The organism is Halobacteroides halobius DSM 5150 (genome assembly GCF_000328625.1).
In the GTDB taxonomy this organism is placed as follows: domain Bacteria; phylum Bacillota; class Halanaerobiia; order Halobacteroidales; family Halobacteroidaceae; genus Halobacteroides; species Halobacteroides halobius.
In genome coordinates this window covers 2,409,138-2,431,051 of sequence record NC_019978.1, presented here as the reverse complement: position 1 = coordinate 2,431,051, position 21,914 = coordinate 2,409,138, and the positions used below count along the sequence as shown (strand labels likewise).

General features: G+C 33.8%; 20 protein-coding genes. All 20 read left to right on the top strand.

What is annotated here, in order from left to right:
• The first annotated feature begins 2 nt into the window (after positions 1 to 2).
• The 20 genes from HALHA_RS11855 (at position 3) to HALHA_RS11760 (ending at position 21,853) form a co-directional block, all read left to right on the top strand.
• Positions 3 to 626: a lysophospholipid acyltransferase family protein gene (locus HALHA_RS11855; RefSeq protein WP_015328009.1), complete on the top strand. Its 624-nt coding sequence runs from the start codon at positions 3 to 5 to the stop codon at positions 624 to 626.
• Between the two features lie 2 nt (positions 627 to 628).
• The gene (gene lpxK / locus HALHA_RS11850) at positions 629 to 1,753 is read left to right on the top strand and encodes a tetraacyldisaccharide 4'-kinase (protein ID WP_015328008.1); all 1,125 of its coding nucleotides are present in this window, start codon (positions 629 to 631) and stop codon (positions 1,751 to 1,753) included.
• Entirely contained in the window at positions 1,750 to 2,475 is a 726-nt protein-coding gene (gene kdsB, locus HALHA_RS11845) for a 3-deoxy-manno-octulosonate cytidylyltransferase (RefSeq protein WP_015328007.1), read from the top strand. Before lpxK ends, kdsB begins: the two co-directional genes overlap by 4 nt.
• Positions 2,476 to 2,495: 20 nt before the next feature.
• A complete protein-coding gene (gene kdsA / locus HALHA_RS11840; protein WP_015328006.1) occupies positions 2,496 to 3,323 on the top strand; it encodes a 3-deoxy-8-phosphooctulonate synthase in 828 nt (275 codons plus the stop codon).
• 1 nt (position 3,324) lies between these two features.
• Positions 3,325 to 4,302 (top strand): KpsF/GutQ family sugar-phosphate isomerase, encoded by a 978-nt coding sequence (locus tag HALHA_RS11835; protein ID WP_015328005.1) that lies wholly within the window; start codon positions 3,325 to 3,327, stop codon positions 4,300 to 4,302.
• Between the two features lie 30 nt (positions 4,303 to 4,332).
• Positions 4,333 to 4,821 carry a KdsC family phosphatase gene (locus tag HALHA_RS11830; protein WP_015328004.1) on the top strand — a complete coding sequence of 163 codons (489 nt, stop codon included), beginning with the start codon at positions 4,333 to 4,335 and terminating at the stop codon, positions 4,819 to 4,821.
• 37 nt (positions 4,822 to 4,858) lie between these two features.
• Complete coding sequence (locus tag HALHA_RS11825; RefSeq protein WP_015328003.1) at positions 4,859 to 5,740, top strand: lysophospholipid acyltransferase family protein; 882 nt, start codon at positions 4,859 to 4,861, stop codon at positions 5,738 to 5,740.
• Positions 5,737 to 6,303 carry an LPS export ABC transporter periplasmic protein LptC gene (gene lptC / locus HALHA_RS11820; RefSeq protein ID WP_015328002.1) on the top strand — a complete coding sequence of 189 codons (567 nt, stop codon included), beginning with the start codon at positions 5,737 to 5,739 and terminating at the stop codon, positions 6,301 to 6,303. The genes HALHA_RS11825 and lptC overlap by 4 nt, the downstream gene beginning before the upstream one ends.
• A 15-nt stretch (positions 6,304 to 6,318) precedes the next feature.
• Positions 6,319 to 6,948: an LptA/OstA family protein gene (locus HALHA_RS11815; RefSeq protein WP_015328001.1), complete on the top strand. Its 630-nt coding sequence runs from the start codon at positions 6,319 to 6,321 to the stop codon at positions 6,946 to 6,948.
• A 1-nt stretch (position 6,949) separates the two neighbouring features.
• Positions 6,950 to 7,666, top strand: a complete 717-nt coding sequence (gene lptB / locus HALHA_RS11810; RefSeq protein WP_015328000.1) for an LPS export ABC transporter ATP-binding protein — start codon at positions 6,950 to 6,952, stop codon at positions 7,664 to 7,666.
• 20 nt (positions 7,667 to 7,686) lie between these two features.
• Positions 7,687 to 8,784 carry an LptF/LptG family permease gene (locus HALHA_RS11805; protein WP_015327999.1) on the top strand — a complete coding sequence of 366 codons (1,098 nt, stop codon included), beginning with the start codon at positions 7,687 to 7,689 and terminating at the stop codon, positions 8,782 to 8,784.
• A gap of 23 nt (positions 8,785 to 8,807) precedes the next feature.
• Positions 8,808 to 9,848, top strand: coding sequence for a DUF3084 domain-containing protein (locus tag HALHA_RS13190; RefSeq protein WP_015327998.1), 1,041 nt, complete (start codon positions 8,808 to 8,810; stop codon positions 9,846 to 9,848).
• A 1-nt stretch (position 9,849) separates the two neighbouring features.
• The gene (locus HALHA_RS11795) at positions 9,850 to 10,236 is read left to right on the top strand and encodes a RuvC family protein (protein ID WP_015327997.1); all 387 of its coding nucleotides are present in this window, start codon (positions 9,850 to 9,852) and stop codon (positions 10,234 to 10,236) included.
• Between the two features lie 296 nt (positions 10,237 to 10,532).
• Entirely contained in the window at positions 10,533 to 11,804 is a 1,272-nt protein-coding gene (locus tag HALHA_RS11790) for a hypothetical protein (protein ID WP_015327996.1), read from the top strand.
• A gap of 586 nt (positions 11,805 to 12,390) precedes the next feature.
• Positions 12,391 to 14,082: an S-layer homology domain-containing protein gene (locus HALHA_RS11785; RefSeq protein WP_015327995.1), complete on the top strand. Its 1,692-nt coding sequence runs from the start codon at positions 12,391 to 12,393 to the stop codon at positions 14,080 to 14,082.
• 89 nt (positions 14,083 to 14,171) lie between these two features.
• Positions 14,172 to 14,468, top strand: a complete 297-nt coding sequence (locus HALHA_RS11780) for a hypothetical protein (protein WP_015327994.1) — start codon at positions 14,172 to 14,174, stop codon at positions 14,466 to 14,468.
• 145 nt (positions 14,469 to 14,613) lie between these two features.
• Positions 14,614 to 17,865 (top strand): InlB B-repeat-containing protein, encoded by a 3,252-nt coding sequence (locus tag HALHA_RS11775; protein WP_015327993.1) that lies wholly within the window; start codon positions 14,614 to 14,616, stop codon positions 17,863 to 17,865.
• 16 nt (positions 17,866 to 17,881) lie between these two features.
• A complete protein-coding gene (locus HALHA_RS11770) occupies positions 17,882 to 18,490 on the top strand; it encodes a hypothetical protein (RefSeq protein WP_015327992.1) in 609 nt (202 codons plus the stop codon).
• Positions 18,462 to 19,817, top strand: coding sequence for a hypothetical protein (locus tag HALHA_RS11765; RefSeq protein WP_015327991.1), 1,356 nt, complete (start codon positions 18,462 to 18,464; stop codon positions 19,815 to 19,817). Before HALHA_RS11770 ends, HALHA_RS11765 begins: the two co-directional genes overlap by 29 nt.
• Positions 19,818 to 19,942: 125 nt before the next feature.
• Positions 19,943 to 21,853, top strand: a complete 1,911-nt coding sequence (locus HALHA_RS11760; RefSeq protein WP_015327990.1) for an LptA/OstA family protein — start codon at positions 19,943 to 19,945, stop codon at positions 21,851 to 21,853.
• The last annotated feature ends 61 nt before the right edge of the window (positions 21,854 to 21,914 follow it).

The window sequence follows — 21,914 nt, the reverse complement described above, 5'->3', positions numbered from 1 at the left end:
GGATGAAAAAAAGGATAATTCCTTGGCTGGCTTACTGGTTATCTAAGATGACTAATGGTAGTCTAAGGTTACAAGTTAAGAATGAATCAAGAGTAACCAATTTACAAAAGGATAATAAACAGATTATTTTTGCTATGTGGCATGGACAACTATGGTTGCCTGTTTATCATCTTAGAAACAAAGGTCATATTGCATTAGCTAGTCAAAGTGATGATGGTGAATATATTAGTCAAGTTTTAAATAAACTTGGCTGGGGAGTGGTTAGGGGTTCTACTTCTAGAGGAGGAGCTCGCTCTTTGCTTAAGTTAGTTAAAGAGATAAGAAGAGGAAAAAATGTAGCTATTACTCCAGACGGGCCAACCGGTCCTCGACATAAAGTTAAATCTGGTATTTTATATTTAGCTCAAAAGACAAATAGTACAATTATTCCTTTGGGGGTGTCTTTTTCTAAAAAAAAGGTTTTTAATAGTTGGGATAAATTCGAGTTACCATACCCTCTTGCTAAAGGGGCTTTAGTATACGGTAAGCCTTTAGAAGTAACAGAGGTTAATGAATGTTATCAACAGAAATTGAAAGAACATCTTGAAGCAGCAGTTGTTAGTGCCCAAAAGATGCTGGAGGCATAATTATGAAATTAGAAAAGTATCTATTGGAAGTAATTACAGGACAAAAGCGGAGTATTAAAGATAAAGTTGTTTTAGTTTTATTAACCGGTTTAGCTTGGGTTTACCAAGGTATAGTTTGGACTAGAAAGAAGGCCTATGACTGGGGAATTAAAAAATCAACTAAGTTGTCTGTACCTGTGATTAGTGTAGGTAATATAACAGTAGGAGGTACAGGCAAAACTCCAGTAGTTAAGATGTTAGCCCGTAGACTAGAAAAGAATAATTATCAATCAGTTATTATTAATCGAGGTTATAAGGGCCAATTAGAAAAAGAATTGGGGATAGTAACAGACGGAGAAGAGATTTTGTTATCCGCTCAAAAAGCTGGTGATGAAGCTTATATGTTAGCTAGTAGTTTATTTTCTACTCCTGTATTGATTGGTAAAGAAAGAAGTAAAGCGGGTAAGTTAGCTCTAGAAGAATTTAGCCCGGATTTTATTATTTTAGATGATGCTTTTCAACATTGGCAGGTAAAAAGAGATTACGATTTAGTAGTAGTTGATGCGACTAATCCTTTTGCTAATGGTTATTTATTACCACGAGGTAGATTAAGAGAACCAGTAACTAGTCTTCAACGTGCTAATTGCTTGTTGTTGACTAAAGCAGACCAGATAACCCCTGAAAAATTAAAAAAAATTAAGAAGTGTTTGAGAAGATTTAATCCCCAAGCCTTGATTATTACTACTCGTCATAAACCAACTTATTTACGAAATATAGGAAAGCAAGAGTATAAACAATTAGATTTAGAGGGAGAAAAGGTACTAGCTGTATCAGGGATTGGTAATCCACAAGCTTTTGAAGAGACACTACGGAATCTAGGAGCTCAAGTAGTAGATAAGTTTCGGTTTATTGATCATCATACCTATACTAAAGACCAAATCATGGAGATTTTTACTATTGCTTCTAAACAGAATGTAGATCGAATTATTACTACTGAAAAGGACGTAGTTAGTATTAATCAAGAATTAGTAGCTGAAATAAATCGTCAGCAGATTAATCTTGAGGTATTAGGGATTGAAATAGAGATTCTTGATTCTAAAGAAAAAGCAGATCAACTTCTTATTCAGTTGGAGGGATTACAACGATGAAAGTAATAGCTATTATTCCAGCACGTTATAGTTCTACTCGGCTACCAGGGAAGCCAATTAAAAAGATTAAGGGTAAAGCAATGATTCAACATGTTTATGAAAGAACTGCTCAAGCTCAAAATCTAGATCAGGTGATTGTAGCTACCGATGACCAAAGAATTTATCAAGTAGTTAAAGACTTTGGGGGTAAGGTAGAAATGACATCTTCTCAGCACCAGACAGGAACTGATCGTTTGGCTGAAGTAGCCAATGATTTAGAGGCAGATATTATTGTTAATGTCCAAGGAGATGAACCATTAATAGCTCCGGAGATGATTGATCAAGCAGTGAAACCTTTATTAGAGGATAATAATTTGCAGATGGGAACTCTAAAACATCCCATCATTAGCGCAGAAGAATTAGAAAATCCCAATCTGGTTAAAGTAGTAACTGATAAGAATGATTTTGCTCTTTATTTTTCTCGCGCACCTATTCCCTATCCACACCAGGAAAATGATATTACTTATTATAAACATATTGGATTATACGTTTATCGTAGAGAATTTTTATTAAATTATGCTGATTTACCTGCTACTCCTTTAGAGCAGCAGGAATCTTTAGAGCAACTAAGAGCTTTAGAGAATGGTTATAAGATTAAGGTTGTTAAGACAGAGCATCAATCTATTGGGGTTGATACTAAAGATGATTTAGAGAAGGTAAGGAAGATAGTAAATCAATCATGAATTTAATTGGAGGGGTATAAATGGTAAATGAAGTAGTATTAAATGATGATGTTAAGTTTGGAGCTGACAACCCTTTTGTTTTATTAGCTGGACCTTGTGTAATTGAAAGTGAAGATCATGTTTTACGAATGGCAGAAGAATTGAAAAAAATTACTACTAAATTGGATATTCCGTATGTTTTTAAATCTTCTTATGATAAAGCTAATCGTTCTTCAATTGAATCTTATCGTGGTCCTGGATTAGAGAAGGGGTTAAAGATTTTACAGCGAGTAAAGGATGAATTTAATCTACCAGTATTATCTGATGTTCATTCTGTTAAAGAAGCTAAAGTAGCAGGAGAGGTTTTAAATGTTATTCAGGTTCCAGCCTTTCTATCCCGGCAGACTGATTTAGTAACTGCTGTTGGTAAAACTGGCAGGGTGGTTAATGTTAAAAAGGGGCAATTTTTAGCACCATGGGATATTGAACAAGTGATAGAGAAGATTGAAAGTACAGGTAATAAAAAGATTTTATTAACAGAACGGGGAGCTTCTTTTGGCTACAATAATTTAGTAGTAGATATGCGTTCTCTACCTCGCATGAGAGAAACAGGTTATCCAGTTGTTTTTGATGCTACTCATAGTGTTCAGTTGCCGGGTGGAGCAGGTGATTCCTCAACAGGAGAACGAGAGTATGTACCATATTTAACTCGGGCTGCTGTAGGTGCTGGAATTGATTCTTTATTTATGGAGGTGCATGATAGGCCAGATACTGCTTTATGTGATGGGCCAAATATGGTGCGATTAGAAGATTTAGAAGATTTACTTAAGCAAGCCCAAGAAATTAATAATATTGTACGGAGGGGTTAAAATGTCTCAAAAAGAGATAGCAATAAAAGAACAAGCTCAAGAAGTACTAAAGATTGAAGCAGAAGCTATAAAAGGTGTATCTGAAGCAATAGATCAGGAATTTGTAGCTGTGGTACAAGAAATTTTAGATTGTACGGGGCGAGTGATTATGACGGGGATGGGTAAGTCAGGTTTTATTGCTAAGAAATTAGCAGCTACTTTATCTAGTACCGGAACTCCTGCTTTTTTTCTTCATCCAGCTGAGGCAATCCATGGTGATTTGGGGATGGTAACTGAAAAGGATATAATAATTGCTATCTCTAATAGTGGAGAAACAGAAGAAATAGTCAATATCTTACCTGTAATTAAACGGATCGGAGCCCAAATTGCAGCTATTACTGGTAATATTGAATCGACTTTGGCCCAAACTGGAGATTATACTTTAGAAGCTGCTATTGAAGAAGAAGCTTGTCCGTTAAATTTAGCACCAACAGCTAGTACTACAGCAGCCTTAGCTTTAGGTGATGCCTTAGCAATGGTATTATTGGCTATTAGAGACTTTAAACCAGAAGATTTTGCACTTTATCATCCAGGAGGTAGTTTAGGTAGGCAACTATTATTGACAGTTGATGACGTATTACATGTTAGAGAACGTAATCCAATAGTTAAGCAGGATTCTACTTTAAAAGAGACTTTATTTGTTATGACTTCTACTAGGATGGGCGCAGCTAATATTGTTGATGCTGAAGGTGAATTAGCAGGGATTATTACTGATGGTGATATTAGGCGATTGTTAGAAGAAGATCCTCATTTAATGCATAAAGAAGCCCAAGAGATAATGTCTGTAGGGCCTACAACTATTACACCGGATAAATTAGCAGCAGAAGCACTAAAAATTATGCAAGATAAAGAGATTAATGATTTGCCAGTAGTGGACCAAGAAGGTAAACCTTTAGGATTAGTTAATTTTCAAGACTTACTTAAGGCTGGGGTTATTTAGTTAATTTCAAATTGATAAGAGGTGAAAATAATGGATGAGCAACTAAAAGAAAAAGTAGTTAAGATAAAATTATTTATTACAGATGTTGATGGTGTGTTAACAGATGGCAGAATCGTACTCGGTAATGACGGTGAGGAGTTCAAATTTTTTCATGTTCAGGATGGTATGGGGATTAAATTGGCTCAAGAGGCAGGGATTAAGACAGCGATTATTACAGGGCGAGAATCTAAGTTAGTAGAACGTAGAGCAGATGAATTAGAAATTGATCAAGTTTATCAAAATATTGATGATAAATTAGGAGTTTTTACTAGTTTATTAGAGAAATATCAAATTACAGAAGATGAAGTGGCTTATATTGGTGACGACGTCAATGATCTACCTATTTTAGAGAAGGTTGGACTGGCTTTGACTGTAGCTAATGGAGTAAGTCAAGTTAAAGAAAAGGTAGATTATATAACAAAACGTGCTGGAGGTAGAGGTGCAGTTAGGGAAGCAATAGAACTACTTTTGCAGGCTTAAGATTATTTATTGAAGTTGTCACAAGGAGTTGTTAAAGGTGCAAAAGAGACTAAAATATTATATTTTTAGATTTGGTAAGTGGTTAGCTAAGGTTTTACCGATTCAAGTTAGTTATTATTTAGCCTCAGGGTTAGGTAATTTACTTTTTTATTTAGTTAAGGATAGACGTGAGTTAGGAATTAAAAATATTAAGTTAGCCCTTGATTATTCTCAAGAGGAAGCTTATAAGTTAACTAAAGATGTTTTTAAAGAATTAGCTTTTAAATTTATAGAAATATTTAGACTAGAGAAATGGAATAAAGAGGATTTTAATCATAGAATAACAGTTGAAGGACTTGATAATTTAGAAAAGGCTTATGAGCAAGGTCAGGGGATTGTTCTATTTACAGGCCATCTTGGTAATTGGGAGCTATTAGGCATTTATCTTTCTTGGCTAGGATATCCGGTTAATGCAATTGCTAAAGAACAGAGGAGTGATTTAATAACTGAAGAGTTATGGCAACTTAGGGAGATACATGGTGCTAAAATTTTCAATCGTAAGCAAGTAAAAAGCTCTTTTAAGGCTTTGTTAAAGAAGGAATTATTAGTGATTTTAGGTGACCAAGATGCTCATCAAGCCGGGGAGTTTGTTCAATTTTTTCATAGATTAGCTTCAACACCTAAAGGGCCCGCAGTCTTGGCTCAGAAAGCGCAAAGTTTAATCCTACCTATATATATGATTAGAGAAGGAATAGATAACTATTCTTTAGTTGTAGAGGAGCCATTGCAACTAACTCAAGATGCTAGTAGAGATGAAAGAAAAAAAGTTTTACAAAAATTAACTACTTCTTTAGAAGAAAAAATTAGAGAGTATCCAGACCAATGGCTTTGGTTACACCGTAGATGGAAGACAGATCCTTCTAAGGAGGATGAGCAATGAAAAAGATCGGGATTATTATAATAATTATTATTTTATTAGCTAGTGGTTATTTATTAATTAAGCGGCCATCCCCTAAACCCCAAGATAGGATCTCTAAAGAACCAATTCAGGATAAAAGAGAAGCCAATACAAAGTTGAAAAATGCAGCAATTAGTCTTTATAGTAAAGATGGTAATACTAAATGGCGATTAAGTGCTCAAACAATTTATAGATTTAATAATCCTAAACGAGTTAAGTTACATCAGATTAGTGCTACTGTCTATCAAAATCAGACAGAAGTGATCTCCTTAGTAGCTAATAAAGGTGAGTTTGACCCTCAAACAGGTTTTTTATCTCTAGAGGGGCCAATTACTATTAAAAGCAAAGAAAAATTAGTCAAAGCTAACCATTTAAAGTGGAATCAAGTCAAGAATCAACTAGTTGGTCGAGGGGAGATAGTAATTAAGCAACCAGGTTTAAAGATTACAGGGGATAATTTTATTAGTCAGATTGATTTAAAGAAGTTACAAGTGTTAGGTGATGTTAGAGTGGTGAGGAATGGGCCCGTAGCAATTATAAATTAAGAAGCAGGTGATTTGATGAATAAAAGAATAATTATCACTAGTGGAATTATACTTAGTCTATTACTGTCTATATCTGTTGGACTAGCAGCTAATCAAGAGGCAACTGAATTAACAGCTAGTAAATTAGTGGTTGATGATCTAAAATCCCAACTAATTGCTAGTGGTGGTGTTACTTTACGTCAGAATAATACCTTATTAAAAGCTAATAAAATTATTGCTCAGCAGGATTTAGAGCAGGTAACAGCTATCGGAGATGTAGTCTTTAAACAAAATAATAGTCAACTGAAGGGTAAGCAGTTAGACTTAAATTATAAAACACAGACGGGCTCTCTAACTGGTAACCCACGATTAATTAGAGATAAAATGTTAATTACAGGACAGCAGTTTGAATTTGATCTAAAAGCAGATCATTTAGCGGTTACAGGAGGGGCATATTTAAAAGACCCTACGCAAGATTTAACAGCTAGAGCAGAAAGAATAAATTATAACCAAGATAAACAAGAGGTAGTATTAAGTGGTGATGTAGAGGTTAATCGTGGTAGTCGGCGAATGATTGCTCCTAAAGTAATTATAGATTTAGAGACAAGAAAGATAACAACTCAGGGTAAAACAAAGTTTATAATCCCAAATAAGCAAGGTGATTAGGATGCCAATTAGAGCAGAAAAACTAATTAAGACGTATGATGGTAAAAATGTAGTAGATCAAGTTAGTTTTGAGGTTAAGCAAGGTGAAGTAGTAGGGATTTTAGGGCCTAATGGTGCGGGTAAGACAACAACCTTTTATATGGTGGTAGGTTTAGTAAAGCCTAATGGTGGTCGAGTTAAGCTTAATGACAATGATATTACTAAATTATCAATGCATAAACGGGCTCGCAAAGGGATTGGTTACTTGGCCCAAGAAGCATCTGTCTTTAGAAAGTTAACAGTTGAAGAAAATCTAATGGCCATTTTAGAGATGATAGACCGATCAGAGCCTAACCAAGAGATTGTAGAATCATTATTAGAAGAATTTGAGATAGGACATATTAGAGATCGGAAAGGTTATATGTTATCCGGTGGGGAGAGAAGGAGAGTAGAAATTGCTCGTTCATTAGTTACTAATCCAGATTATATTCTATTAGATGAGCCATTTGCAGGGGTTGATCCGATTGCAGTTAGTGATATTCAAGAGATTATTTCTCATCTTAAAAGTAAGGATCTAGGTGTTTTGATAACCGATCATAGTGTACGAGAGACATTAGCGATTACTGACCGGGCTTATATTATGCACCAAGGAGAAATATTACTATCAGGAACTTCAGATGAAGTTGCTAATAGTGAAGTAGCTAAAGAATTCTATTTAGGAGAGAAGTTTACAATGTAATAAGGTGGGTGCAACTGGAAATGAAGATTATTGATAGATATTTACTAAAGGAATTAATTCAACCTTTTTTATTTGGTGTTTTTGCTTTTACTAGTATCTTTGTAGGATCAGATATTTTAGTTAGATTAGGTAAGATGATGATGCAGTATGGAGTTCCTTTACTAACAACAATTAAGTTATTTTTTCTTAGTTTACCCCAGATTATTGTCTGGACTTTTCCTATGTCTATGCTACTAGCTACTTTATTATCCTTTGGTCGTTTATCGGGTGATAGTGAGATTATAGCTTTAAAAGCTGGCGGAGTTAGTTTTATAAGATTGATAACTCCAGTCTTAATAGTAGGTTTATTGGTCAGTGGGGTAACCATCTTTTTTGACAATCAGTTAGTACCTGCTAGTCAAAATGCTTACCAAGAAATAGTCTGGAGATTAAGACATGGTGAAGCTATGCCTAAAACCCAACGGAACCTGCGAATAGCCCCTGTAGATAATCAGACAGGTAAGCTTGATTTTGTCCTAACAGCTAATAAATTTGATGGCCGGACAAAGACTTTGACCGGGGTTACTTGGCAAGATTATGAGCAGGGTAAGTTAAGATTAATCATTCAAGCTAATAAGGCTAAATGGGAAAGAGATGAATGGGTCTTTCTTCACGGAACTAGTTATACAATTACTAAAGAAGGGCGTGTCCCTCAAACTACATTTCAACGGTTAAGTATGAAGAATAGATTACCTAGAACTCCTCAGCAGATAAATCGAACCCAAAAAGAACCAGCGGAGATGACATTGGATGCTTTAGCAGAGCATATTAAGTTAATGAAGCAGGAGGGTAGAAATGTTAAGAAGTTACTAGTGGCTTATCACCAACGATTAGCCGTTCCTTTTGCTTGTTTTATTTTTGCTTTATTAGGAGCTCCGTTAGGTATGAAGCCTAATCGGTCAGGTTCTTCGATTGGTTTAGGGTTGAGTATTATTGTGATTTTTATTTATTATACCTTAATGACAGTAGGTTCTACTTTAGGACAGGCTGGTCATATAGCTCCTTGGCTAGGGGCTTGGTTGCAGAATATAGTCTTTGCTCTAGTAGGAATTGGACTAGTAATTAAAGAGAGTAGATAAACTAAAAGAAAGGAGGGATTAGGATGTATATAATCCAATTAATCTTGATTTTGATTGTGGCAGGAGGATTAATAGCTTATGTTGGTGATAAAATCGGTATGAAGGTAGGAAGAAAGCGTCTGTCCCTCTTTGGATTACGTCCTAAATATACCTCGATCATTATAACAGTAGTAACTGGGATTTTAATTGCTCTTAGTTCTTTAGGGGTATTAATAGCTGGCTCTGAGAATATAAGACAGGCTTTATTTGATATGCAGGCTTTATTAACTAAATTAGATAATTTAAATCAAACAGTAGAGGCTAAGAATCAACGTTTAACTACTTTAAGTGCTAAGATCAAGGTTGTTAAAGGGCGTAAGCTAGAGTTAAAAAGGCAAGTAAAAAATCTATCTCTACAACAGCAAGCTTTAACTAAACAGGTTAATAACTTGGCCCATAACTTAAGTTTGTTTGGGAAGAAATATTTTTATTCTTTAACAGGAGATATTATTTATCCTAAAGGTACAGTAGTAACCAGTGATTCAATCAGGGGTAACCTCTCACAGGAGGAATTAAATTATAAACTCCAGCAATTAATCCTGCAAGCAAAAAAACTGGCTACTAAAAAAGGGTTAACAAAAGTTACAACTTATAGTCAACAGGAATTAGTCAAAGCAATTAATATTTTAAATAAACGGGATAATAAAATGATTGTGAGGTTATTAGCTGCTAAAAATACTTTTAAGAATGAAAAACTAAAGTTAAATTTTGATTTGTATAGTGATTATAAAGTTTATCAGACGGGGGATATTATTTTAACCCACGAGGTAACCTTTACTAAGCTAGCTGATTTAGAAATACAGTTAAAACAATTAAAAGCTAAACTTAATCAAAAAGTTATTCAAGCGGGGATGTTGCCTAATAAGCAAGGGAAAGTAGTGGATTTAACTCTAAAACAATTATATCAATTAGTAGATCAGTTACGTCAAACAAATAAAAGCAGGTTAGTTAAAGTAGTAGCTAAAGAAGATATTTGGCGGGATGATAGTTTGGCCCAGAATATTAAATTTAAGGTGGAGAGTTAAGATGATTATAGCAATTGATCCCGGCAGGGATAAGTGTGGGTTAGCAGTTGTTAAAAAAGATCTAACCGTTGAGTATAAGGAAGTGGTAGCGACCACTGATTTAAAGTCTAAAGTAGAAAAAACACAAGAAAAATATCAAGTTGAAGATTTAGTTTTAGGGGATGGTACTAAGAGTCAAGAAATTAAAATAGAAATTGAAGAATTTTTTAAGCGGGTTATCATAGTTGATGAAGCCCATTCTACTCTAGAAGCTAGGGCTATTTACTGGCAGGATAATCCGCCTACTGGTTGGAGAAGGTTACTTCCTACTTCTCTACAGACACCTCCGCAACCGATTGATGATTATGTAGCAGTTATCTTAGCAACTAGATATCTAAAAAAGGATTAAAATGCTTTTTGTAAATTATCTGAAGATTAAGAAATATATGTAACACAAGTTGTATTTAATGGATTATTATGTTATAATAATACCAAATGGCTGGTGGAATCTAGGAAAAAATAAATTTTCTGATTTTTTTAGTTTATTTTGCAGGACTTTGTTCAGTTTTATACAAATAGTTAAATAACGATCTATTTACATAATAAAGGACGGGAAAGGAGGTGAATCCCCGCGCGTCGAAAATTTAATATTTTTTGAATAAGTTATTAAATTAATTTGAATAAAAATGTTAAGGGGGATATAAAATGAAAAAGATTACAACATTACTTGCGTTTGTTTTAGTTTTAGCATTAGCTATTCCAGCTTTTGCTGCTAAGGATAATGTAAAGATTACAGGTGAAACTATTACTACTTATGATAAATTTAGTGGTGAGTATAATGCACTTGAAGAAGATTGGGAAGATGGAGAAATTTTAGATGATGATAAATACTTTGAAGATAATGAAGAAAAAGTATTTAATCAAGAGCTTAACCTAAATCTTCTTGCTGAGACTGAGGGAGCAACTATTGATGTTGCTTTAAATCTAGATAATAATGACTTTGCTGGAGAAGAAGTTAGAAACTTAAAGTTAGATACTGGGAAAGTAACAGTTGAAAATGATACTGTAACTGTAAAAGCTGGTGACCTAGGTGGTTATACTATAGCAGACTATTATTTACATGATGAAGATTTAGAAGGTATAGAAGCTAGTACTGCTGTTGCTGGTTTAGACTTAAAAGTTCTATATGCTAATCAAGCTGATACTAGTACTACTTATAAAGTTGTAGAAGCTGCTACTGATGTAGCTGGTCTTAACTTAACTGGTCGAGTATTGACTAATGGTGTTAAAGAGGATAAGACTTATGCTGTTGAGGCTAAGACTACTCTTTCTGACATTACTTTAAATGGTACTTTTGTTACTAATGAAGGTAATGTAATCAGAGCTGGAGCTAGTATGCCATTCGCTGGTGGAACATTAAACGCTGATGTAGAAAAAGTTGATGCAGATTTTATTGGTGTAAAAGATGATGATGTTACTGTTACTGAGGATAAGACTGAATATACTGTAGGAGTTGAGGCTTTACCTCTAGCAGAGAAGCTAACTGTTGATAGTAAGGTAACTTATAATGAAGATGCTACTGTTGAAGCAGGAGCTACTTATGCTGTAGTAGCAGATGTATTAAGTGTAAATGGTAAGTACACTTATAAAGCTGCTAAGGACGCAGACAATATTATTGAAGCAGGAGCTAAGTATACTCCAACTAAAGCAGCTACTGCTGAGGTTTCTTATAAGAACGAAGGAGAGACTACTACTATCAAAGCAAATGGTAGTTATGATTTAACTGATGCTCTTGTTTTAAAGGCTGAAGCAATTAATAAAGATAACAAAGCTGATGTAGTATACACTTATTTAGAAGGTGGAGCTGAATATACTGTAGCTAAAGATGTTACTTTAAATACTACAGTAGCTAAATTAGCTGATGATGCTGATAATGCATCTACTAGAGTTAAAACTACTTTAGATGTTAAGTTTTAATTAACTTAATAATAAATAATCCTCGGGCCAAGCGCCCGGGGGTTTTTATTTTTTTTGGATATATTTTCTTAAAGGAATTAGGCAGGAAGCGTCAAATAAGTATAATAAAGCAGTAATGATTGATAATCAGCAATTAAAAGTTAATCTAGAATCATCTGGTAATACTGGTTGGATTAACTTAAAGGAATTAGGCAGGAAGCGTCAAATAAGTATAATAGGAGTTGATAATTAGATACTAGTGTTAGTATTTAACTATGAGTTCCACTTATATTTTTTACCCTTAATGTCGAATTTTGTCGAAAAATTGAATATTGTAGTACCCTAAACTCGTGTTTAAATAATCCTATAAATCTGGCAGGAAAGGAGGTGCCCCCCGCTAAGCCGAACAGAGGATTATTTAGCAGGTATTACAGTTGCTAAGGGATAATAAACTATAGAGTAAGGAAAGAATGAGGAAACACGGCCACTCACTTTTGAATTACTCCTAGTTATTATTGATTGTGACTGTAATATCTTAGATAGATTAGATATTAAATTAAGAAATGTTCTAACAATCAAAGATTAAACAAACTAGGGGGATTTACTAATGAAATCAAAATTAACTGTACTATTGACATTGGCTTTAGTATTCGCACTAAGTATTCCGGTAATGGCTAGTCCGTTTACAGATGTACCAGCAGATCATTGGGCTACTAGCGCTCTAAAGAAAGTTGCTAAGGCAGGACTAATTAATGGTTACAATGATGGCACTTTTAAAGGACAGAAAAAATTAAGTCGTTATGAAGTTGCTACTTTAACAGCAAAAGTATTAACTAAAATTAAGAAAGAAGATAAAGAAGTAACAAAAGATGTAGCTCAAGCAATTGAAAAATTAGCTACTGAATTTGATCAAGAATTAGCTATGGTTGACCAAAGATTAGATAATTTAGAAGCTGTTCAAATCAATGGAGAGACTGGTGTAGAGTATAAAGATATTACTGTTGAAGGTGGAACTGCTTATCAAGATCCGTATACTAAGGATATCAATGGTGATGATGTAATTGATGATGACGATAAAGTAATTGCAGAAGACACTTTTAAACAATATGCTGACTTTAATGTAAATGTTGCTCAAGATGGCGTGCAAGCTGATTTAGATTTAGAAGCTGTGAATAATAGTTTTGGTGGTGCTGATGCTACAGCTTTTAAATTAGAAAGTATTTCTGGAGAAGTTGCTACTGAAGATTTTGTAGCTAATATTGGAGATGACCAAGACCTAGGTTGGAAAGAGTATTTATTCGCTGGAGAAGATAATATTGATGGTGTTATCTTTAATGCAGGAAACTCTACTCTTGCTTTAGGTGAAGATAAAGACGGAAAGACTTTAGCTGCTAAGCAAGCTAATTTATTTAACCTACCTGTTAATGTATATGCAGGTGCTGACTATGCACAAGGTAGAAATATTGTTGTAGGTGCTGATACTGCATTTAACTTAGCTGGAATTGATTTAACTGGTGAAGTTGCTACTAGTGATACTGAGTTAAATGGTAAATTAGCTAAAGTAGGAGCTAAAAAAGATTTAGGATTTGTTGCACTAGAAGGTAATTACAAGTATGTTAATGATGCTTTTGCTCCAATCCAAGAAGACGAAGACTTTACAGCTGAAACAGGTTATGACCTAAAGGCTACTACTAATCTAGATAAAGTAGAATTAGCTGCTAAGTATGAAGATTACGCTACACAAGAGACTACTTTAACTGCTAAAGTAGCTGAAGAGAAGGCTTATAATGTATATGGTGTAGATGTATTTGGTAACTATGAGTACAAAGTAAACTCTAAAGCTAAAAAAGGATATGTAGAAGCTAATGAAGAATTAGGTAATGTTAAGTTAGCAGCTATCTATGATTATGATAGTGCTGCTAATAAATCTGATAAAGTTATGAGTGTAGCTTATACTCCAGAATTTAATGTAGCTGGAGTTAAGGTAGATACAAAGGCTAAAGTTGCTGCTATTTATGACAAGAATAATAACCAGGCTGTTAATACAGAAGCTAGTGTAGACGCTACTTATCAAGTTAATGATAAGTTAACTGCAACAGCTGGATATGCTTGGGCCAATAAAGAAGACCGTGTAGATATCGCAGGAGAAAAAACAGTTGTTAATGCTGGATTAGATTATCAAGTAGCTGAAGATGCTACTGCAACTGTTAGCTATGAAACTATGAACTTTACAGGAGCAGATGCTGCTGATAGTTTCGATGCTCAAAGTCTAAAAGGACAAGTTAACGTTAAGTTTTAATTAAGCTCCCATAAGTTTATGAGCTTGGCCCCTGGTCTTTTCCAGGGGCCTTTTTATTTTAACTCCCACAAAAAAAGGAGGAAGTGAGCATGAAAAGAATAACTATTTTCTGTTTGGTAGTTGCTATCTTAGCTATTCAAGCTCCAGTAGCCTTGGCCCAAACAGTTAAGGTAGATAGTAAGGTAGTTAAGGTAGACCAAAAAGAACTAATTGAATTAGCTAGTAGCGAAAAGTTTGATAGTTTGCAACTGGTACTAAAAAAATTAGTCCAACAAAACTTAAGTACAGAGAAAAAGATTAAATCAGTTAAACTAAAAAAGATTACCATTATAAATTTTAAGTATAGTTTAGATAATATCTTAAAAATATACTATCAATTACAGTAAACAAATTCCCAGGCAGTAAAATGTCTGGGATTTTACCTTAGATGACATAAACTATAATTAAACAAGGAAATTAACTTAAAATCAAGAATAATAAAAATAGAAGCTTGTACTTAATATTGATTAATATTGAAGGAGGTCAGAAAAGGTGAACTATAAAAATAAATATTTAGTGTCTTGTCTAGTAATATTTTTTATTGTAGCTGGTTCTTTGTCAGCTAGTGCACTGCAGACTAGTACAACAGTAGATGGACTTAAAATCTATTATAATGATACATATGGAGGAGTAGTTCCAGATGAGAATGAAACTTCTGGTGATGGACAAGCAGTAGTAGAAATTACCTCTCAAGCTGGATATAGTTTTCTTCAATTTTCTGAAGATACAGATGCAGATGGTAAACCAGATACTCCTATTAGTCTAATAAGTAGTAGTGATAGTGATGGAGATGGAAAGAAAGAATATGCAATTGATACTGCTACTTATAGTGAGGTGTATGCGGTATTCGAACCAACTTTGACCGTTGAAGCAGGAGCAGGAGGGAACGTAGAGGTTTATGAAACAAGTACTAGTAACCATCTTAGTACTGTAACAGAAGGTAATCTAGAAGAATTTCCTAAGTCTACAGTCACAAATGGAGAATTTGAATTGAGTGCTGTAGCTGGGGCAGGCTATGAGTTTTCTCATTGGGCCAACCAAGCTGGAACTGAATTATCTAGTAGTCCAACCTATTCAGTTGCTCTTACTGACCCTACTACTATAAAAGCAGTATTTGCCGCTAAAGACTTAGAAGATTACCTTGATCTTAGTACTTTATCGATGAGTCCGACTGCTAATAGTGTAGTAACAGAAATGGGATATCATGATTATGTAGTTAGACCGGCAGCTACAACGCAAAATATTAAAATAACTGTGATGCTTGAAGAATCTGTTACGGATACAGAGGTTAGAGATGCACTAGATCTAACTTCAACTGTAATTGAACTAGAAGGTGTAGGTGAAACAGGTCAGATTCCACTTTATTCTAGTGATGGAACGGTAAATGAGGAAGATATTCTACCTGTCGGATCTAATGTAGTAACTTTTACTATGAGTAATGAGGTGCTAAGGAATAAATTAAACCTTAATAATCTTGATACTTTTGAAGTTAGAATTCCTAGAGTAGAATCAGGCTATCAAGAAGCAGCTACTTTCCGCTTAAGTCAGACTTATAATCCACCAATTATAGATGTAGAGTTAACAGAATATCCTGAACTAGGTTCTCTACAGCCCGGAAAAGTTTATTATCTTCATAGTAATACAAAAGATTCTATGGATGATGTAGGTGACTTGAGAATTAGAGTTATAGCTGAATCAGAGGTTATCAAACGAAAATATAGAATTAATCAACTTGGTATTTATAATATTACAAATAATTTAATTAACTTTGAGAGTGGTTGGGCAACTGATTATAGTAAGATAAATTATAATCCTGAAGCAGGAAGTGACGATTATCCTAAAAGTTCTGAACAAAATCTTGGCACAGCAGATTATATGTATCTAGACCCCTCTCCTATTCAAAAAGAAGTAGGGATAGCTAAAGCTGAAAAATATGGTTTTAGAATTGTTAAATTAGATATTTTGAATTCTGGTGTGTCTACTGAAGAAAGGGATAATTATCAACGACCAACTTATTACTTTGTCAGAGATCCTAATTATCCTAGCATCCAGGTTTACAAAAAAGGAGATAATTTACCAAATGAAAAGACATTTGGGGTGCGAGAGGTTGCTCAGCCGTTGTTAGAAGCTAAAATAGGTGATTCTCTATCAGGAATCAATCCAGATACTATAACTGCTAAATTTATTAAAGTGCCTGGTGATGAAGATGTTAGTACTGTAATTCAGGATCTTAAGAGTTCAAATGATCCAAATGGAGAATTTGCTACAGAATTTAAGTTAGCAGAAACTAATGGTTTTTTAGAAGTTATCAATTATAATTCTACTGAACAGGTAGCTACTATGGTACCCTATACAGATTTAGGGGATGGAGAATATGTAGTAAAATTATCAGCTGCGGATAAAGCTGGTAATAATAGTGATGAATTAGGAGATGCAGATAGTGATCCTAGTAGTGATAAAAAAAGTTTTATTTTCTCATTGACTATTAATGCTGCTGGGCCACAATTTATTAGTACTAGTTTAAATGACTATAGTAATCTACTTAATAATCAACAAAATATTATAGTAGGAAAAAGTAGATTAGATCTAGGATTTAATATATATGACGCACAAGAAGTAATGTATGCCATTAGGTACAGAGGGATTGATGGTACTAAAAATGGAGTTTGGAAGTACGCCGCCCCTCAAGAATATATTAAACCTGGTTGGCAGTATATTCAACTAGACAATAATCAAGGTCTGGCAAATTTAAATTGGAGAAATCAGTATTTTACCCGAGATTTACTAAAGGTATTAAATACAAAAGCAGCTACTGATGGTATTTATGATTTAGTCTTAGTGGCAGATGATACTAAAATAGAAGAAAGGGTATTTGATGCTATAAGTACGACAGGGAGTATAGAAGAAATAGATGGCTTAGAGAATACCAGTTCTAAATTAGACACCAGAAGAACAACTATTAGTGCTTTTCAATTTCGGGTAGATGCTACAGGGCCTAAGGTAGGAAGTATTAAGTACATTAAAAAGACGGAAACAGGCGAAAAAATAATTCCTTTAGAACCAGGGGTAACTAGTTTTGGTGTTTTCTATACCGGAAAACCTGTCTTTGAAACTACAATTAAAGATATTTCTCAAGTGACAGATGATAGTATCACAGTTCAGATTGGTAAGATTAGAGGGAGTATATTTAGTTATGAGAGTAAAGAAGTAGATGGAACTAAAAAGCACACAATTAGATTCATGCCTACTATTCCGTTAAAAGATGGAGTACACAATGTTAAGATAATAGCTAAAGATATTAAAGGGAATAAAGATACGGCAACATTTACTGATTTATTTGAAACCCGAAATACCGCTAAGGGGATTAAGTTTAATTTAGCCGATAAAGACCATCGACTAAACATTAATAATAGTTCTGCAATAGAAATTATACTACCAACTGATGTACAGGTTAATTTAGCTACTTTAAAGATCAAGGTTAATGGTGAGCTTGTCGTTAATAATGGTGATAGAATAGAGAGTCCTACTAATGCCAGTAGAGATTATACTGTTTTATTCTTTCCTAGTAAAAAAGAAATGGAAAGGATACTGCTTTTTGCTAGAAGACCATTACCTGATGGGCCAAATAACAAAATAATAGTAGAGGTAGAAGATGCCTATGGGAACCCCAAAGGAAATCAAATTAACTTTACAGTAGAAGATTATCGTAATGGCTTTGGATTTGGGCGTTTACTAATTAATTAGAAAAGGGGGGGCAGAGATGCTTAAAAAAATAAAGATAGTTATAATGGTTGTTTTAATTACTACCAGCTTATCAGGTTGTTTAGTATTTAATAATTCAAGTACACTAATAGATGATCAGTCTAGAACTAAGATAGAAAATCAAGCTGAAGAGATTACAAAGCAATTTCTAGAATATAATGCTTATAGTAGTGGTCAGAAGTATCAGTATAAGAAATTATATAATCTATTTAATCAAGATAAAACAGGAGCAGTTTTAACGATCAATTCTATTGCCGGAACTGAATATTCCAAGAGATTAGATAAATTATATAACCCTCAACAAGATAGTGGAGAACTTAAAGAACAGGCCCAGGTTTTTAAAGCACAACCTGATAGTTATGCTCTAAGCTTTGCTTATAAAGTAACCACATTTGATAAAATTACTCAATATACAGCCTCTTATACAGCAAAATTTAAGGTGTTAGAAAAAACAGACATTATGAAAAATAAAATTTTAACTGATAATGGTTATATTCACTTTACCCTTGAAAAGATGATCAGTGGTTGGAAGATTAATCATTTGAAAATCGACTTTTTAGAATTAGGAGTTTTTAATAATGAAGGGAATTGGAAAACAGCTAAGTAGAATAATTATTATAGTAACTATATTAGTGATAAGTTGTACTGTTCAAGCTAAAAATAATAGCTATTATAATCTATGGTTTAATATAGGAGAGCATATTAGTAATATTAATCATAATCTACACTTAGAGTATGGTCAAGAAATAAAGGGTTATCAAATAAATACCCAACTTGATTTAAGCAAAGAATATCGTTTTTTGATGGGGGTTCCTAAAGAAGGTGACTGGAATTATAGTAATTATTTAATAAAGATTAACCGCAAAGAAACCAAGTTGGAACTGGGAAATACTTCTCAACCTATGATTTCTAGGTTTTTAGTTGGTGGGTCTTTAGTAGGGGTTTATTTTAAGCAGGATAATTTTCAATTATGGCAGGGAATAATCTCGAGTAGTCAGTTTGGGAGTACTAAACTAGTCAGTAAGGGGATTAGCTACCAAGAAAACGGAAAGAAAATAAGTTATTCTGCTGATCAATTACTAAATCAAACTAATCATTACCTTGCCTATCAGGATAGTTATACTAATTCTAATTTAAATTTGGATTTAGATGCAGTTTTAGGGGCTGATACAAAGCAGTTAGGTGAAGCATTAGCACTGAATTTATCTTTTTGGGAGGATAAAATTCATTATTATTCTAATCTCTCCTACCGCTCACCAGCTTTTACAGCTATCCAAAGTAAGTTTAATACTGGACATGGCAAGTATAGAATCAGTCTTAGTGGTTATCGAAAGCTTGGGGCTGTATTAATCAATAGTGACTTAATCTATAGTGAAAATAATTTAGATAGACAAGCTGCTCACACGACTAAGGATCTAGCTCATAGTTGGAATTTTAATTACTATACTACTGCAGGAAATAAATGTAGTATCTATTTGGGTTATCAACAACAAAGTAAGTATCAGACTAGACAGCAAAAGTTAATTAATCTTACTAAAGACTTTACTTTAAACTTAGGTTATGAGACTAGACTATGGGATTATAATTTGAAGTTGGCCCGTCTAGACGCTAAAAATTCAGGAAGTATTTCTGCTAAATATGATACGGGAACTTATCAGTTTAATCTATTTTATAAGCTAGAGGCTAGTACTAAAAAGTGGGATGATTATTATGACCTTACTTTAAATTATGAAGAGAGGTTAAATCAGATAGATTATAGTTTAGAAGTTAATCTAAATAATAATAGTAGTTTACAGGCTATTCTTAAGCAAGATATTAATTATTCACTCACTACTAATCAACAGTTAAGCCTTAGCTTAGAGCTAAATAAGTATTTAGAGTTTAATCATGCGGTCAGAAAGAGTTTGACTGGAAATTATACATACCAGTTTTAGGATACCTATTTAGTAGTTTGTAGTAGCTAAGTAGGTATTTTCTATTTTATGGTGATAGATGTTTACTGTAATTCATGTTATAATAAAGGCTATAGTGATACTTTAATTAAAGTGAGGTGTAAGTAGTGCGGAAGGTTACAATCATTACAGTACTGATATTAGTCTTTTTTGTCCAACCAGCAATGGCAGCTAAGCCACCATTTACTATTCAAGCAGATGACCACGTAGGTTTTTCGCAGGCTAAAAGAGAAATTGAAGCCGAAGGAAATGTATTAATCACACTTAAAGACGGATCAATTAGAGCAGATAAAGTAGTAATTTCATTAGCAGAGAAGCTAGTTAGAGCTAAAGGAAATGTAGTATTGATCAATGGCGAACAAAAGGTTACAGGAACAGCCCTAAAGTATAACTATCAAACTAAGACGGGCCAGTTATTTAATAGCCAGACAAAACAAGATAGGATTACTTTTAGAGGTGAGGTCATTAAACTAAAAAAAGATAAAATGACGATTAAAGATACCTCCTTAACACCTTGCGCTTTAGAAGATCCTCATTATAAGTTAACTGCTAAAGAAGTTAAAGTCTATCCTCAAGATAAGATTATAGCAACTGGAGTTTGGTTGTGGGTTAAAGATTATAAATTACTACCCCTGCCAACTTATACAGTTAGTTTAAAAGAAGGAACTAAACAGCAGACAACCTCTATTCCCGAACCTAATTTTGGTTATAACATGCAAGATGGAGCTTATATGTCAATCAATTATGACCATTACGTTAATCAGGATTTACAGGGGACTATTTATACTAAAGCTGCAACTAAAGGGCCAAATCAACTTAATCTAGACTACACTTATAGCCCACATCAGTATTTAAGCTTTAATCCTAAATTAGAGTACAATCAAAAATTTGGTCTAGACTCTTATCTTAAATTGTCTAATCAACTAGGGCCCATGACTAGTCACTTAAAGTATAACTCTTATGTAATCAAGGATGAAGATGATGCAGAGTATAAAGAGAGAAAAGAAATAACCCACTGGCAGACAACAACCAAGCTCAAGGGGCTAAGATTAAATACTTTACTAAAGCAAGAAGGGGCTAATAAATATCTACAAGAGAAGTTTTCTGTATCTAAAGCATGGTCTGATTACTATTGGAAGTTAGAAAGTAGTCGCCACACCGACATTGAGTATCAGCCCCAATTTTCTCTAGGGATTAAAAATAAACAACTAGACAATGGCGTTTTATTATCAGCTGGGATTAAGACAGGAACTATTCAGGCTGAAAAAAATCACGGCACAGCAGATCTAGAAACAACTAGAGAACAATTAAATTTAAGTCTAAAACAAGATTATAAGTTAACAGAGCAGACTAAATTTAGTTGGGCTGGTCAGATAGTAGATGCAACTTATGGTACAGGAAATAATTATCGTAGTTATGACTTTAGTGCAGGATTAGATAGAGATTTACCATTTTTACAACTTGGTTTAAATTATAACTACTATGGTGATCGAGGTCAGACTCCTTTTAAATTTGATGATTTGATTACTGATGCTTTAGGTAATAGACACTTAATCTCTGGTAGTATTGGCCAGGCAGATATTAAATTAACAAATAATACAGAATTAGATTGGAAGGTTTATGGCAACAGAACCTTTTATGAAACTGGAGAAGAATATGGACAATATGGTTTAAATGCAGGAATTAAACATCAGATTAATGAAGTTAATAGTTTAGCACTAGATTATAAATATCGTACTCTAGATCATAAGAGCCCTAAACCAGCTACTGAACTTGATTTTGTAGCTGAAGATGAACTTGATTTAATCAACCAACTTGATCTAACTTATAATTTCCAAACAGACAAGGGTAAATTTCCTTATTGGGATGTAGAAATCAAGGCAGGTTATGATTTTACAGCAGAAGAATTAGCAAAGTTAAAATACTCTGTTACGCGAGAGTTTGATTGCTTTGGCCTGCAGTTTGATCTAGACCAGATTAATAAAGAGGCTAACTGGAGACTTAACTTTAAATATTAAATAATTAAACAGGTAAGCTCGTTCCTAGGAACGAGCTTACCTGTTTTGCTAAAGAATGTTG